Source organism: Sodalis sp. RH20 (genome assembly GCF_047324205.1).
Classification (GTDB): Bacteria; Pseudomonadota; Gammaproteobacteria; order Enterobacterales; family Enterobacteriaceae; genus Acerihabitans.
Map to the genome: position 1 here is coordinate 4046998 of NZ_CP178733.1, position 16019 is coordinate 4063016.

Consider the following 16019-nt stretch of genomic DNA (forward strand, 5'->3'; position numbering starts at 1 on the left):
ATAACGTGTCCATTACCCCCTTAAGCATCACCGACGCCACCGACGCGGATATGACCGCCATCCAGGCGATATACGCCTGGCATGTCCTGCACGGCATCGCCTCTTTCGAGACCGAACCACCCTGCCTGGCGGACATGGCGGCGCGGCGCGCCGGCGTGTTGGCGAAGGGATTGCCCTGGCTGGCGGCAAGGCTCGACGGTCGGGTGGTCGGCTACTGTTACCTGGGATTATATCGTCCGCGCCATGCCTACCGTTTTACCGTGGAGGACTCGGTCTATATTCATCCGGAAATGGGCGGCCAGGGAATAGGTTATGCCCTGCTGGCCGAGGCCATCGAGCGGGCGCAGCGGGGCGGCTGGCGCCAGATGCTGGCGGTTATCGGCGACAGCGGCAATATTGGTTCCATTCGTCTGCACGAAAAACTGGGATTCCGGCTTATCGGCACCCTGGCCGCCGTTGGGTTTAAGCATGGCCGCTGGGTCGACACGCTGCTGATGCAGCGGCCGCTGGGTGAAGGACAGGATACCTTGCCCGGGCCGGCCGCATAGCGGCCATGCCATAACGGATCCCCCGCCGCCGGGCGCCAGGCCCGTCATTGCCGACGCCGCGGTTTTAACGGGCTACTGGGCCGTGGTGTCCAGTATGCCCGGCGCCGACGGCGGCGAATTCTCGAAAATCATTTTCTGCGGCGTAGACAGCACGATGCCGGCGGCGCGCATGCGTTTAAGCATGTCAAACAACAGATCGCTTTTGGTGCCCGCCACGATACGCGGACTGCTGACGAACCCGGTTACGCTTAGCGTAATACCGCTGGGGCCAAGCTGGCTGAAGGTCACCGAGGGCGCGGGCGTATCCTGGATGGACTCATGATCGCGGTAGGTCTCAAGCAACAGATTACGCACCTGCTCCGGGTCGATATCCAACGGGAACGTCAGGGCGATGGTCGCCACGCCCTGGGCGTTGCCCATGGTGGCGTTACGCACGTTCTGGGAAATGAACTGTGAATTCGGCACGATAACGGTAGACCTGTCGCCCAGCTGGATTTCGGTGGCGCGCACGTTAATACGCCGGATGTCCCCCTCGACGCCGCTGATGGTGATCAAATCGCCTACTTTTACCGGGCGCTCAATCAGCAGGATAATGCCGGAAATAAAATTCTTCACGATTTCCTGCAAGCCGAAACCGATGCCCACCGACAGGGCGCTGACGATCCACGCCAGGTTGTTCCACTGGATGCCCAGCGTCGACAGCGTCAGCAGGGCGATCAGCACATACCCGATATTGCTGAACAGGATCACCAGCGAAGCGCGCATGCCGGGCTCCATCATGGTCTGCGGCAGGAAATCCTTATCCAGCCATCGCCTGGCCGAGCGCAGCACATAGATGCCGATGGCCAGGAAAATCAACGCGTTCATCACATGCGCCGGGACGATATTCAGCTTCTCCAGCCCCTTGCCGCCCCACATATCGATGGCCTTGTTCAGCAACGCCAGCGGGGTGGTGGAACCAAAGGTGCCGTTAAGCAACGCCACCGCGGCAAACAGGATCAGCACCGTTTTACCGATGGCCGACAACAGCGTGGAGGCCTGGGCCAGGTGGCGGTCGTCAAGGCCGAGGGAGTGTTTAATACGCTGGCCGACCAGGGTGGCAGGGGAAAACAGGCTATCGGACAGATCCACCACCAGGTGGATCAGCAGATAAAGGCAGGACAGGATAATGCCCACCCACACCAGCTCATATGTCAGGAACCGCGCCAGGGCGATATAGCCGATCAGCAGGGAAACAAGGATGGCGATGGCGGTGACGGTAATGCACAAGTGAATCAGCCCGGCCAGCGTCCTGCGCGCTTCCGGCTCCCCGCCTTCGGCCAGAAGCTTGCGCCGGGTACGGTTGGTGCGCAGCGGCGCGTAGCCTGCGGTCAGCGCCACCAGCAGCGCCGAAATGCCGTTGCCGAAAATCGTGGTGGCGACGCTGGTGCCGACCAGGTTATTCATCTGCTCCACCGCGCCGAACACCAGGATAAACGACGCCAGCATCGGCGGCAGCGAACGCATCGCCATGGCCACCGGATCGGCGATGGCCATCAGCCGCCACGAGGGGCGCTTGATGGAGAGCAATCCGCGGCCGAGCCCGGCAATCAACGCCGAAAACAGGGTGAGCTTAAAGATTTCGATGATAAAATCCGTCACCAGCTGCGAGACATCGGGATGGCGGAGAAACAGCAGCAAAATCAGCTGCGCCCCCAGCCCGACGCTGAATACGGTCACCAGCGCCGTGGCGCAGGCCAGGAAACTGCGCCGCAGGCGCCCTTCCGGCAGGATATTGATACAGAACCACGCCGTCAGCTTGTCCAATAACCGACTGGCCAACGCCCAGACGGCCAGCGCCATGATCAGCAGCGCGGCCGAGCCAAAGCGCCACTCGGGCTCCCAGGCCGCAAGCCAGGCCTCTTTTAACTGTTCTCCGAAATTGTCCAGACGCCGCTTGTCTTCCGGCGCGGTATTGAACAACGGCGACCAGAAGCTACCCGACAGGATGCTGCCCGAGTTCAGCGCCATCTGCGTGCGCAGCGCATTGCGGCGGATATCGACGATTTGCACTGATAAATTGGTGGCGCCGGTACTGATGGCCTTGGCATGTTCGAGCTGTCCGTCGATAAGCGTTTTGCTTTTATTCAGAGCATTGCGTTGCTGGGCGACCACGCTGGTCTCGGGCATCGCCCCCTCGGCGGGCGGCGGCCCCAGGATATCGAGCTGAGCCTGGACCTGGGCCCGATCCGGCTGGATGGCGGCCACCAGCGCGTCGGCGTCGGCGGCTAATTGCAGCGTCTCATCGTTCAGCGCGCTCAGCTGATTGTCATTGGTGGCGGCTGAGACGCGTTGCTTGATGCTGTCCAACTGCTTTTGCAGTTTGGGCAATTCCACGCTGGCCACCAGTTTCGGCGCGGCGGGGGCGGCGCCGGCCGGTGCGGGATCGGCGGCAAAGACAACATTGATGGGGGAAAAACCCGCCGCGATGATAAACACCATCAGGACGCAACGGTGCAAACATGTCCGAAAGAAAAAGTTATACATAGAGTAAATGATTCCGAAAATCAACGATGCCGTGGCCGCTACGCCGGTTGTTGTGCATGCGACGCTCACAGATAACTGCCGGTACTGATTATTATCTGCCGTCGTCCGCCGCTAGGCCGATAACGGTTTAATATTGTATGGCATTTTATTTGCCCACTAATATTACACTGAATACCATCAAGCGTGTTGCCGTCAGCGGAGGAAACTTGCACGATGGCTGCCGGTGACGGGGGCGTTGCCGACGGTATCGTAGGGCAAATCACGGATAAACGCGTTAAGACTTCTCTTGAACACGCCGGCGCCGGCAGGTGATAAGAATGCGTTAACGGCAAGGCGCGCGAAGGAAGGGATCGGCCGCCTATTCGTTTACCGCCGGATGAAATGCCGACTACGCTTAAGGAACCTGAACGTTAACCACCGCACGAGAAGTCGTTCACACGCCCGATGGCGTGCGCCTCTTCTGCGCAGTCACCGGCGGCTGTCCCCGAGCGTTAGAGCGCCAAGGCCACGGCCGCCTGATGGATGCCGATATTAGTACTTTATGACTAAACAAACGGAACTGAAAAAAATCAAACGGGTGGCTCTGCTGTTATTGGCCGTGGCCGCGGGCATATTTGTCGCGACGCTGTTTATACCGCCCGGCTTTTGGCGCGATGGAATCAAAGCCGTCGCCGAGGCGGCAATGGTCGGCGCCATGGCCGATTGGTTTGCCGTCGTAGCGCTGTTCAGGCGGGTGCCGCTCCCGTTCATCGCCGCCCACACCGCCATTATTCCGCGCAATAAAAACAAAATTGCCGATAACCTGGCGCTGTTCGTCCGGGAAAAATTCCTCAATACGTCGTCCCTTGCCGGCCTTATCAGGAAACACGATCCGGCGCAGACCATTGCCGGCTGGCTGACCGACCCCGCCAACGCCGATCGTCTGGGCGGCCAAATCCTGCAGCTGATGCGCGGCTTTCTCGACTTTACCGATGACCGGCGCATCCAGGGTTTTATCCGCCGCGCCCTGGACGCTGTGATTGATAAAATCGACCTGTCCGTTTCCGTCGGCGCCATCCTGGACAGCCTGACCAAAGACGGCCGGCATCAGGATTTGCTGGACGCGGGGCTGCGCCAACTGGTTAAACTGCTGAACAAATCTTCCACCCGCACGCTTATCGCCGATCAGATTATCCAATGGCTTAAACGTGAGCATCCGCTGAAAGAAAAGGTTTTGCCGACGGAATGGCTTGGCGAACACAGCGCCACGGCGGTGGCCAACGCGGTGAACGCCTGGCTGGATGAAATTGGCCGCGATCGCGGCCATGAGCTGCGCGGGCGGTTCGATCGGCTGGCGCAAAAATTGATCGAGCGGCTAAAACACGACCCCGCTACTGCCCGCCGGGCGGAGGAAATCAAACATTACTTGAAAAACGATGAGGTGTTGAATACCTATATCAGCGGCCTGTGGGGTGATGTGCGCGGCTGGCTGAAAGACGATCTGGATCGGCCGGACTCGGTATTGCATGGCAAGGTGACCGACGCCGGCCTCTGGATGGGCCGGACGCTGGCGGAGGATGCCAACCTGCGCGCTTCGTTAAACCAGCATCTGGAACAGGCGGCCCTGCGCATGGCGCCCGACTTCTCGGCCTTCCTGACCCAGCATATCAGCGATACGGTAAAAAGCTGGGACGCGCGCGATATGTCGCGGCAAATAGAACTGAACATCGGCAAGGATCTGCAGTTTATTCGCATCAACGGCACGCTGGTGGGGGGATTTATCGGCCTGGTGTTGTACCTGCTGTCGCAATTACCGGCTGTGCCGGCCATGCTGCGCCTATGGTTGCAATAACAATAAACAACGGCATTTTTTTGCGTTCGTTAGCAAGCGCTTTTTTATCACAAATACATTAACGAAAAATCCACTGTCCTTTCTTAATTAACATGCTCCAATATGCCTTATATAGCACGCCATAATATTATGGCGCCCCGCTTACTTTTCCCGCCGGCAAGCTGCACAGATGCCTATAAATCACTGGAGATACTATGTTAAATACAACTATCAGCCAATATAATTGCTTTTTAACAAAAGAATCCAACGTCGCTGTCGCAGGTCATGCCAACTCATCAACAATTAATAATTACTATCAAAAAATTAACAACGTTCAGAACCAACATGATACTAATCTGCCGTCAAAGCAGCGCGAATGCGTATCTAAACCACATAACGGTATTGACACTGAAGAAACAGCTGAACAAAAATTAAAAGCGGATCGGTTATACGCCTGCGTGGCTTTATTTAAAAAACATCCCGAAAGCGTATCCACGGCGACAACCGGAAAAAATATTACCATCACTATTGCCGATCAATCCCTTAGCATACCGACCCGCAAGATTGTCTTGCCTGGCGGCTATGGTGTTTATATCGCGGAAATGGACGGGCGGTGGCTGCTTTCCGATGGGGAGATCTATCATATTGACGATCTTGCCGGTCCGCCCCGCACCTGGATGGACAATTTGGTCAATCTGCTGGAGCATCTCGCGGGCGTGGTCAGCGGCTATTACGCGAGCCGGATTTTCCAGGCACAACCCCGGGGCACACCGGGGCCGCAACAAGCAAAAATCGCCGCATCGGGGCACCGGCCCAACGCGCAAGCACGCGATATCGGTCCTTCCCCGCTGCGTGCCTCCGGCATATTAACCACCCTGTGGCAATCCCGTCATAGGTTCTTTCTACCCACATTGTTACCTGGCGCCGGCGCGGCAGCGGTAGATGACATTGAGCGGCGGCATGACCACGCCTTGCCCTTGTTTTCCGACCCGCCGATAACAGAAAACGACGATAATGGAAAAAATCATATCTGTGAAACAAACTTACATATCGCTAATCATGCAGCCAAAGAATTATATACGGAAATTAAACAGCAATATATCCCATTGGCGAAAGGTAAAATTTACTCGCTAGAATGGATGTACGATCTCAATATTTTTTTATACGACAAAATAACTGAACTATTTAACGATATTTCATACCTTAACAATATAGTGCAGTTTACTGATATTATAATGATCAAAAAATATATCGAAAACAATATTGAAGATTGTATTAAATCATCAGCCAAAATAACAAAATATGAAAATTCCAGCAGAAACTATTTCAAAGAGCAAAGGATGGTGGCCGATTTTTATCCTCAGATTAGCCACCACATTGAAGAGGCGTTGGGAAAAATCAATTTCAAACTTTTGCGTGAATTGATAGATTTTAAAAATGGCATTTCGTATGCCGATGCCAAAAAAAACCTGCTGCAACTGATTAAAGAATCATCATTAGACGATGTTGAAATGTATAGAGAACAATATACAATGCTTATTTTAATGCAAGAAGCGCAGCATAAATACGAAAGATCATTATTTAGTGATTCAATCCCAACAATAGACAGACTCATCTATTACAATTCCCGGGAAATATATATTGACATGCTCGATGAACAGCCCAAAAATCTCAAGCGGATTCTTATTAAGCGTTTTTTTTATTATATTTTCGAGTATAGCAGGAACAATGGCCTAAGCATTCAGGGCAATTATCTTTTTATTCCAGGAGAGCTGACTGAATACAGAAATCTTTTTGACCAGCCGGTCCCACCGTTAAGCGAAGAGGAAATAGCCGAGCTGGTGGCAAAGCAGATCGTGGATTTTATCCACGGCAGTGATAAATATCATCCCCATATCGACCGGTTGCTGCGTGACATCGCTTTTTATCGTACCCGCCTAGCTACTCACAACGCAGGCCAACGCTGGCAGGATGAAAGTTTGCTACCCTACCAAGAGACATTACATTGCCTTGAGAAAAGCGCGGCCACCAATCTTGCGCGTATGGACGATCCTGCCTATGCGCATAATCCTCAATGGATTAATACTTTATTCGATCAAATTAAATATGACAAGGAATGCATTTTATTGTTGAGTTTCCTTGAAAAGCTGCAAACCTCCTTAATAATTATAGTCGACGAGCATCAGCACGAACAAGTGTTGTTAGGCAGTAACACGGATGAGCAACGGCTGGCGGAAGCAAAAATCATGGCGATGATAATGGCCTTCCCCGGCGACGCCAGCAACAAATCAAAGCAGGACATACTCAACCAATACTTCCACCGCGTTACTATGGGCGATATTGAACTGCTTTTGAGAGCGTCAATCTACTGGTACATGGATTATCATCGCGTCCGGCCGGATCAGTTAAGCGAACTCAATTCATTATTTATCATCAAGCAATTTCAAGATGCAAAAAAAATGGTCGCGCTTGATTTCGAGTCGCGATCCGTTGAAAATTTCAAAAAAATATTTGAGTTGAAACCCTCGAGTGAATTTGATTCAGCCAGGGATTTTTATAACCAATTTATCCATTATAAAGCTTATTCCCTACAACAGGAAGCACGGCAATTTACATATAAAATTCTTTCCCGTTCGCAATTAGATTATTTGGATATGATCTATCCCCCCAAGGAAGTACATACTTTTAAAATCTATTCTAGGAATTACGTCCAGAATTCATTATCTCCCAATACTGATATCTTCGCGCCAAATAATAACTTTGGCACTTTTTCCCTGATTAAAACTTACAGTCATAAACTCATTATGGCATGCACTCTTTTTAGCGCTCCATTTATCAAAGAGATATCGATATCTCCTGAGAATGTCATACTTAGTTTTATTCGGGCTGAACATAAAAAAACCAATTTCGACCTTAACTGGCTTAATCGCCGGAAAATATCTATAACAACGGATGATTTATTAGAGCTTTTTAATATTCATTTTGACAACTCTACGTTGCGTATGTCGCCATTGAGTCTTTTCCTGATTGAACCAGAAGAAAACATTGCCAGCATGCCCACACCGGATTATGTTCTGGTGGCGGGAAAAGAAAAAGATGGATATAAGACGCTGATGGAAATAATGGACTACTGGAATACGCAAATGCTAAAGGAGATAACAGATCAGTTAAAAATTTCGCTACGAGAAAGAAAATGGTGGCAAGAGTTGCTGGCGTTAATACCCTTTTATGAAATCTTGTGGAAGGAATGGCATGACGCTGACAACCAGCCCAATGGCATAGAAATCATATTCGATACTTTTGATCTGGCTTTTATGCTCGCGCAATTAACCGGTAGTGCGGCCAAAGGAACCGGGATATTATACAAACGTTTATTTAACATTGCCAATATCGATAACCTGCCCGTTAAGCAGCTGAATAGGGCTATTTCAAAAATACTGGTTGAAGAATTACCCACTATTGCAAGAAAAAGCTCGGGTTCTGTTGTTAGCAGCCTTATCGGTTATCTAAATCCGTTGCCGATACATTCCATATTCTCAAGGCAGGTAAAGCATCACTTATCTAAAAATATGGCCACGGTAATTTCATGGATGAGCAATTTTATTCTAAATAATATGGAGCAAAGAATGACTAATTTTATTCTTTGGTCCGCTAAAATTGATAAAAATTTGCTCTCTCAAAAAAACAACGATGGCACATTTATCCTTGATCAGGGACAGGGGACCACGCAGAAATTTATCGAGATTGACGATTATTTCTTTCAGGTTATTTGGGATGCCGCGATAAAATCCTGGCGTGTCGTCAAACCGACCGAGGTTATAAATTTCAATTACGCCATCCCTATGTATAAAAACGATAAAGGCAAATGGAGTGCCACCTATTTTTTGGATAATGACCGCTTCCCTATATACATGCGCTCCGGCCGTCGAACCCGGCATATAAATAAAGAAATTGATATTTTTACCATGGAACCATTACGCGCCATACAATTTACGAAAGACCATTACCGGGACAATAAATGGATGTACATTTACATGTTAGAAATCATGGTAAATGACTACACCACCCATATGAAAAATTTATTTGACCAAAACAGCGACATAAGTAATATGTTAACCGACTTTGTAGATTGTCTTGCCGACGAGCATAAATTCCGTGAGGTCTTTACGCAGGGATCCGGTGAGGAAAACATTATGCTGCGCCACTTTGTAACCGGTTTAGCACTGGATGGGGGAGTGGGCGTCGCCTACCGCATGCAGCGCTTATGGCAGAATGAGCACGATCGTTTGCCGGTAGATCATATTGTTTTAGTCTTAAAGATAAATGGGAATAATTATATTGTTGATATGACCTACCTTCGTCCGTACGGAGCCGGGCTCATTGAAGACCGGCAGGTTTTTAATGAACCCGAATGGGCATATCTGATTAAAAAAACCATCAGCAACGATTACCCCCTGATAAAATACAAAGATTTCAGTAAAATTAAATCGGCTATCGCCTTTCCCTATCGTGAGGCGGAACATCCGGGAAAATACGTCAAAGGCGCGTTCTTGCTACGTGAACCTATATGGTATAAAACCGCAGGGATTAAATATTATTATCGCTATGTCAAGGAAAAATTACCTGCTGAGTATGATGATACCCCTTCCGTTTTGTCGGCAGCGCGTAACATGACCGCTGAATATGATCGTATTGATCGAACAGATGAAAATCATCATATGAAAGTGACCTTTCCTTTTCTCATTTTGAAAGAGGCTAAACTTCTCAGCGCCCAGGAAACGGAAGATATGCAGCAAAAAACCACGCTGGCATTAGGTCAAAATTATCCCAGCCAGAGCTACATGTCAGCCGGTGTCGAACTGCTGGAAATCGATGATTTGTTAAAAATAAAGCCGGGAAAATTGCTCGCGGTATTCTATGATGATTTATATTTAAGCCATTTGTTACTCAGCGTCGGCGATGGCCGCTTTGCAGGCGTAGGCAATAATTTATTTAACCCGCTGTTCGAGACCGGGCCTTCGATTATCCTGGCCGAAGAAATGGGTACTTTTTCCGAAGGCAAGCTCACGATAAGAAACACGTCCGAACAATATACCCTGATCGCAGGTAATCTTTTTAACGCGCCGCCTGATGAACCCGTTATGTCGGACAGGCTGGCGTTTCAGAAGATTGTTAACACCACTACGTATGGTGAAGAGGCCATCGCAGAATTTCCTGTGGCCGCAAGGGAAAAAACGCTGACCCAAAATACCTGGACGCTGGCGGCTTCGGCTGATAATCCCGCGGTGCTGACGCTTAAAATGGAGGCTGTCCCACAAAATATTTATCCCTCCCGCCCCCGCGAAATGGCGCACATTATCCGCGGTCTGGTTTATGCCAACAGCAAGCTGCCCGACCTCGCGCAGGTACGATATATGGAATTGATCACCCTCTTTGATGGATTTGCGCCTCATTCCCAGCGGGGACAGGTGCTGGCTAATGATCTCAGGCTCAACATCCAGCTGGGCCCCTATCTGGCGACAGATAACATCAGGCAACGGCAGCCCCATTGGTTTACCCGCTTTTCACCCTCTACCGTCGAACCGGGTGAAGCATTGCCAGCGCCGGTAACGCACAGGCATGGCGCTACTGAACATCGCCGGGGCTATGCAAAAACCAGGCGCCTGGCTGATATGGTGGAAATGCTTATTACCATCAGAAAATCACTCAATAACGCCCGCATCAAACGAAACGTCACTTTTTTACCCGATATTTTGAGTGATTTAGCGCGACTTATCATTCGCGATATGAATTTCTATGATTTTACCGGCATCTACCGGCAGCAGTTGGATAAAGAGTCTGAAGAAAAAATTTATCATATTCTCAGGGAGTACCAGGACTATATTGCGGAAGCGGACGAATATTACCTGCAGTGTTTTTTCGATATCCTTTTTTCCGTCAAGAATTTCCGCCGTCTTACCGAATTGATTTATCCCATGCCCATAACTACCGCGAACCATACGTTGCCATTATGGCCCTACAGCTGATGAACATCACCGCCGCGATCCGTCGCGGCGGTAACAGGATGGATGCCAGGCCATAAGCGCCTTGAGATACTACCGGTTGTGCGGTTTTAATAAGTCTTCCAGGCCGATGCGGCGGAACAGTTCGGCGCGCACCCGGTCCGCCATGCCATTGACCACTTCGCAGCCGTCCCCGGACGGGTCGATATGCACCCGGAACGGCCGGGTGCCGAAGGGCATATCCACGACCCGGACGATAGCCCTGGCCACCTCGGCGACATCGGCATTCGCCGGCTCCAGCGAAGACAACCCCTTCAGGCTCTGCTCCGCCAGCCCGGCATAGGGCCCCTGATCGTATTCCGCGGCGCGCGGCGCATCGGCCGGCGCCCCGGCATGGGAGAAGTGATGGGTGCCGCGGGTAAACGCTCCCGGCACGATAATGCTGGTTTCTATTCCCCAGCGACTCAGTTCCGCGGCATAAGAGACGGCCAGTGAATCCATCGCCGCCTTGGCGGCGAAGTACGCAGACAGGTAGGGCGGCGTGCCTCCCCTGGCGCTGCTGGACGACACCCATACCACCAATCCCCTGCCCTGCTTGCGCAGCTGCGGCAAGGCAGCGCGGTTTATGCGCTGGGTGCTGAGCACGTTGATATCGTACAGTTGGGCAAATTGTTCCGGGGTAAACGCCTCCGCCGGGCCGAACGACATATGACCGGCATTATGGATCACCACATCCAGCCTGCCGCATTCCCTGATAATGCCGGCAGTGGCGGACTGCACCGATGCGTCGGACACGACGTCCAGCTCCACAGGGCGCAGATCGACGCCCTGTTCGGCGGCATAGCGCCGGGCTTCAGCCGCCTGCGGCGCGTTGCGCCCGGCGGTTTCACGCATGCCGGCGTAAACGGTATGTCCGGCTGCGGCCAGCGCCCGTGCGGTCAGGGCGCCAAAGCCGCTGGAGGCGCCGGTTATCACGATCGCGTGTTTCATGGCCAAACCTCTTTTCAAGATGAAATGAATCGACTGAAAAGGCGTTAGATCAGCCCGCCGTTGGCGCGCAGCACCTGGCCATTGATCCAGGCACCGTCGGCACCCACCAGGAACGCCACCACGGCGGCAATATCCTCCGGCGTGCCCAGGCGTTCCAGCGGCGCCATTTTGGCCATGCGGTCAACCACTTCCTGCGGTTTGCCTTTTAAAAACAGATCGGTTCCCGTTGGTCCGGGAGCGACGGCATTGACGTTGATCGCGCGGCCGCGCAGTTCCTTAGCCAGGATGGCGGTCAGGGTTTCCACTGCCGCCTTGGTGGCGGCGTAGACGCCGTAGGTTTCAAGCCGCAGGCCGACGACGCTGGTGGAAAAATTGACGATGCTGCCGCCAGTGCGCAGGCGCCGCGCCGCTTCCCGCAATCCGTTAAAAGTGCCTTTCAGGTTGATGGCGATCTGGCGATCAAACAGCGCGTCGTCACTGTCCGCCAGGGTGCTCAGGTTCATGATGCCGGCATTATTGACCAGGATATCCACCCCGCCGAACGCCTCTTCCGCCCGATCAAACAAGGTGGTAAAAGTCGCCGGGTCGCTGACGTCGCCCTGGGCGCTGAGGGCATGGCCGCCGGCCTGCGCGATCTGGCTGACCAGCGCGTCGGCCTCTTGCTGCTGGCGCGAATAATTAATGATAACGGTATAACCGTCATGGGCCAGGCGCCGGGCGATGGCGGCGCCGATGCCTCTTGAGGCGCCGGTAATGATGGCGACGCGCGATGTAGCGTTATTCATGCTGTTCTCCTGTCGGGTTGCCGGCCATACCCTGTCGGGGCCGGTGAAAACAGCATGGACCTTTTTCTTTTCCGGATAATCCCCTATTATTCGTCATCACTATCCGAAAATGAGAAACAATGCCTTGGACAGATACGATGCCATGCGGGTATTTACCCGGGTGGTTGAACAGCGCAGTTTTACGCTGGCGGCGCGGGATTTGGTCATTCCGCGTTCCACCGCCACCGACGCCGTCAAGCAGTTGGAGAACCGGCTGCAGGTAAGGCTGCTGCATCGTACCACGCGCCAGGTAAGCCCGACGCTGGATGGCGAGGCGTATTACCAGCGCTGCCTGCTGATCCTGGCGGCGGTGGAGGATGCAGAGACCGCCTTTAGCGGCGCCCGGCCGAAGGGATTATTGCGGGTAGACGTACACGGCACCCTGGCACGCCATTTCCTACTGCCCGGCCTGCCCGGCTTTCTGGCGCGGTATCCGGAAATCGAGTTTTTCATGAGCGAGGGCGACCGGCTGGTGGATCTGGTGCGAGAGGGCATGGATTGCGTATTGCGGGTCGGCAACCTGAAAGACAGCGATATGGTGGCGCGGCGTCTCGGCGCGCTGGCACAAATCACCTGCGCTTCGCCTGATTATATTCAGCGTTTCGGCCTGCCGGCTTCGCCGGCGGATCTGGCAGACCACAGGATGGTCGGTTTCCGCTCGTCCGCCACCGGTACCCTTATGCCGTTGGAATTCATGATCGATGGCACCCTGCACACGCGCACACTGCAGGCCACGGTCTCGGTTACCGGCGCGGAGAGCCTGGTGGCGGCGGCGCGGCTGGGCATGGGGATAATCCAGGTGCCGCGCTACCATGTGGCCGGCGATTTGGCCAGCGGCGCCCTGTTGTCGCTGCTGGCGGATTATCCCGCCGCGCCGATTCCGGTTGCGGTGCTCTATCCGCATAATCGCCAGCTAGCACCCCGGGTGCGGGTATTTATAGACTGGCTGGGCCAGGAGTTCACCAACCGCAATGTCTGAGCGCGGGCGGTATCGCCTTAACCGGGCGTGAACTCAATCCAAATGGCTTGATGCTGTTTCAGATAGGAGGCCGGCGGCGGAGAAATGGCGACCGGGACAATTTGTTTTTCGATAAAGGCGCACAACGCCTTATCACCGGAAAACGACTTTTCCGGGCGCGTACCGCTGAAATCCAGTTTCACCGAGCAGGTCCTGCCGGCGAACTGACCGAATTCCTGATGCCAGATACAGCTCATCATGGCGGAGGCGGTATGGGCAAGATAGGTGCTTAATTCATCATCCATCCCGGCGTCCAGATAGGCCTGCCTGGTGGATTGATAATAATCCATTTCCGCGCCCGCATCCGGTTTGCCGCAAAGGGCCGGCGCGCTCGCAGCCCTTTGCGATAGCGCCGGCGCCTCGCGGTGCGGCGCCGGCGCGCAGGCGCTTAGTACGGCGCACAGCGCCGCCATAGAGAAGCTTTTATTGATGTCCATATCTCTACCTTAGGCTGAGCGAGGGCGCCCGGATGACGGTGAACCCATGAATCCGGCAATCATAGCAGCGATTTACGCTGCGGTCAGCGGCAAATTATGGATCCGGCCGGCGGGTGATGCCGGGTTTACTTTCCCGCGCCGCCGGCCTGAAAACATCCGCGCCGCTAACCGGGAAATGTCAGACCTGGCGCCAATGGTTCGGGCAGGGTCAATTGCTCGCTTTCCAGCGACGCCATGGGCCAGGCGCAATAATCCGCCGCGTAAAAAGCGCTGGGCCGGTGGTTGCCGGATGCGCCGATGCCGCCGAAAGGCGCGCTGCTGGCCGCACCGGTCAGCGGTTTATTCCAATTGACGATGCCGGCGCGGGCCTCAAGCAATAGCCGGTCGAAATGATGGCGATGGGGTGATATCAATCCCATGGCCAGCCCGAAACGGGTATTGTTGGCAATATGCAGGGCCTGGTCAAAATCGTCATAGCGGATAACGCTTAACAGCGGGCCAAAGTATTCTTCATCCGGGGCGTCAGGCACCGCGGTGATATCGATAATGCCCGGCGTCAGCAGGCTGCTTTCCGCCCGCGGCTGAGTCAGGGCCAGCAAGGCTTTGCCGCCCGCAGCCAGCAGTTGTTCCTGCGCCACGATAAGACTGGCCGCCGCCTGCAGGCTTATCACCCCGCCCATAAACGGCGGCGGTTGGCTATCCCAGGCGCCGATACGCAAGGCGGCGCTTACCTTTACCAGCCGGCCGAGCAGGGCATCCCCCGCCGCACCGCGCCTGACCAGCAGACGGCGGGCGCAGGTACAGCGCTGGCCTGCGGAGATGAACGCCGAGTGGATAATAACATTTACCGCCGCGTCCACGTCGTCCGCCTGTTCAACAATCAGGGCGTTGTTACCGCCCATTTCCAGCGTCAGCATTTTTTCCGGCCGGCCGGCCAATTGCCGGTGCAGTTGATAGCCGGTATGGGCGCTGCCGGTAAACAAGAGCCCGTCGGTCTCAGAAGATTGAGCCAGGGCCATGCCGGTTTGCCGGCCGCCCTGCACCAGGTTGATAACCCCCGGGGGCAGTCCGGCTTCTTGCCACAAACGCAAGGTCAGTTCGGCGGTCATCGGCGTCAGTTCGCTGGGTTTAAACACCAGGGTATTGCCCGCCAGCAGCGCGGGCACGATATGGCCGTTGGGTAAATGCCCCGGAAAGTTATACGGGCCGAATACCGCCAGCACGCCGTGCGGCCGGTGGCGCAAGCTGGCCTGGCCGTCGCCCTGGGCCGCGACGCTTTCTGCGGTGCGGGCGTGGTAAGCCGTCAGGGAAATAGCCACCTTATTGATCATGGCCTGCACTTCGGTCTGGCTTTCCCACAGCGGCTTGCTGGTCTCGCGGGAAATGACGCTCGCCAGCTCGGTTTTATGCTGGGCAAGCAAACCGGCGAATGCCTGCAGCAGCTCGACGCGTCCTGACAACGGCCGCCTGGCCCAGGCGGGAAACGCAGCGCGCGCGGCCCGACATGCCTCGTCGACCTGAAGCGCATTCGCTTCGTTACCCTGCCATAAAAGCGCGCCGCTGACAGGGCAAAGCTTGGTAAAAGGATCGCCTTTACCGCTGCGCCAGCTGCCGTTGATAAAATGGGTCATGACAATCTCTCCATGGCGAAAATTGACTCCCAGCGCCGGTACGCCGGGCGGTAAACACCGGTGGTATGGGTCAGATTGCCCACTACTATTCCATAAAACAGGCCGCGGGAATGGGATAACCCACCCTCATTTTATTAATATCCCTATTAGAAATATTAATAACAAGCCGGGCCCCCCAATGCAATACAGCCTGGAACGGCGTTTCCGGTAAGAGGATCAAAAAGCAGGCCGCC

9 protein-coding genes are annotated in these 16019 nt (G+C 54.1%); 4 read left to right on the forward strand and 5 right to left on the reverse strand.

Annotated elements, in window-relative coordinates:
- Positions 1 to 5 precede the first annotated feature (5 nt).
- Entirely contained in the window at positions 6 to 548 is a 543-nt protein-coding gene (locus ACL2XM_RS18620; protein ID WP_410012318.1) for an N-acetyltransferase family protein, read from the forward strand.
- A gap of 72 nt (positions 549 to 620) precedes the next feature.
- Here ACL2XM_RS18620 and ACL2XM_RS18625 read toward each other — a convergent pair whose 3' ends face one another.
- Positions 621 to 3029, reverse strand: a complete 2409-nt coding sequence (locus tag ACL2XM_RS18625; RefSeq protein WP_413731366.1) for a DUF3772 domain-containing protein — start codon at positions 3027 to 3029, stop codon at positions 621 to 623.
- Positions 3030 to 3615: 586 nt separating this feature from the next.
- On the opposite strand from ACL2XM_RS18625, the gene ACL2XM_RS18630 reads away from it, so the two are divergent.
- Together ACL2XM_RS18630 and ACL2XM_RS18635 are read left to right on the forward strand one after the other, a co-directional pair.
- A complete protein-coding gene (locus ACL2XM_RS18630; protein WP_413731368.1) occupies positions 3616 to 4905 on the forward strand; it encodes a DUF445 domain-containing protein in 1290 nt (429 codons plus the stop codon).
- 194 nt (positions 4906 to 5099) lie between these two features.
- Positions 5100 to 10910, forward strand: coding sequence for a hypothetical protein (locus tag ACL2XM_RS18635; RefSeq protein ID WP_413731369.1), 5811 nt, complete (start codon positions 5100 to 5102; stop codon positions 10908 to 10910).
- A gap of 69 nt (positions 10911 to 10979) precedes the next feature.
- Here ACL2XM_RS18635 and ACL2XM_RS18640 read toward each other — a convergent pair whose 3' ends face one another.
- Positions 10980 to 11876 (reverse strand): SDR family oxidoreductase, encoded by an 897-nt coding sequence (locus tag ACL2XM_RS18640; protein WP_413731370.1) that lies wholly within the window; start codon positions 11874 to 11876, stop codon positions 10980 to 10982.
- A 44-nt stretch (positions 11877 to 11920) separates the two neighbouring features.
- Positions 11921 to 12661, reverse strand: coding sequence for an SDR family oxidoreductase (locus ACL2XM_RS18645; RefSeq protein ID WP_413731371.1), 741 nt, complete (start codon positions 12659 to 12661; stop codon positions 11921 to 11923).
- Positions 12662 to 12785: 124 nt separating this feature from the next.
- Here ACL2XM_RS18645 and ACL2XM_RS18650 point away from each other — a divergent pair, with 124 nt between their 5' ends.
- A complete protein-coding gene (locus ACL2XM_RS18650; protein WP_410012326.1) occupies positions 12786 to 13679 on the forward strand; it encodes a LysR family transcriptional regulator in 894 nt (297 codons plus the stop codon).
- Positions 13680 to 13696: 17 nt separating this feature from the next.
- On the opposite strand, the gene ACL2XM_RS18655 is transcribed toward ACL2XM_RS18650, so the two are convergent.
- Together ACL2XM_RS18655 and astD are read right to left on the reverse strand one after the other, a co-directional pair.
- Positions 13697 to 14155, reverse strand: coding sequence for a hypothetical protein (locus tag ACL2XM_RS18655; protein WP_410012327.1), 459 nt, complete (start codon positions 14153 to 14155; stop codon positions 13697 to 13699).
- 164 nt (positions 14156 to 14319) lie between these two features.
- Complete coding sequence (gene astD / locus ACL2XM_RS18660) at positions 14320 to 15786, reverse strand: succinylglutamate-semialdehyde dehydrogenase (RefSeq protein ID WP_413731372.1); 1467 nt, start codon at positions 15784 to 15786, stop codon at positions 14320 to 14322.
- Positions 15787 to 16019: the final 233 nt, after the last annotated feature.

Bases quoted from the DNA above. Each gene is read 5' to 3' on its own strand.
- ACL2XM_RS18625 (WP_413731366.1), bottom strand. From the start codon at position 3,029: ATGGTGTTTATCATCGCGGCGGGTTTTTCCCCCATCAATGTTGTCTTT.
- ACL2XM_RS18630 (WP_413731368.1), top strand. From the start codon at position 3,616: ATGACTAAACAAACGGAACTGAAAAAAATCAAACGGGTGGCTCTGCTG.
- ACL2XM_RS18635 (WP_413731369.1), top strand. From the start codon at position 5,100: ATGTTAAATACAACTATCAGCCAATATAATTGCTTTTTAACAAAAGAA.
- ACL2XM_RS18640 (WP_413731370.1), bottom strand. From the start codon at position 11,876: ATGAAACACGCGATCGTGATAACCGGCGCCTCCAGCGGCTTTGGCGCC.
- ACL2XM_RS18645 (WP_413731371.1), bottom strand. From the start codon at position 12,661: ATGAATAACGCTACATCGCGCGTCGCCATCATTACCGGCGCCTCAAGA.
- ACL2XM_RS18655 (WP_410012327.1), bottom strand. From the start codon at position 14,155: ATGGACATCAATAAAAGCTTCTCTATGGCGGCGCTGTGCGCCGTACTA.
- astD (WP_413731372.1), bottom strand. From the start codon at position 15,786: ATGACCCATTTTATCAACGGCAGCTGGCGCAGCGGTAAAGGCGATCCT.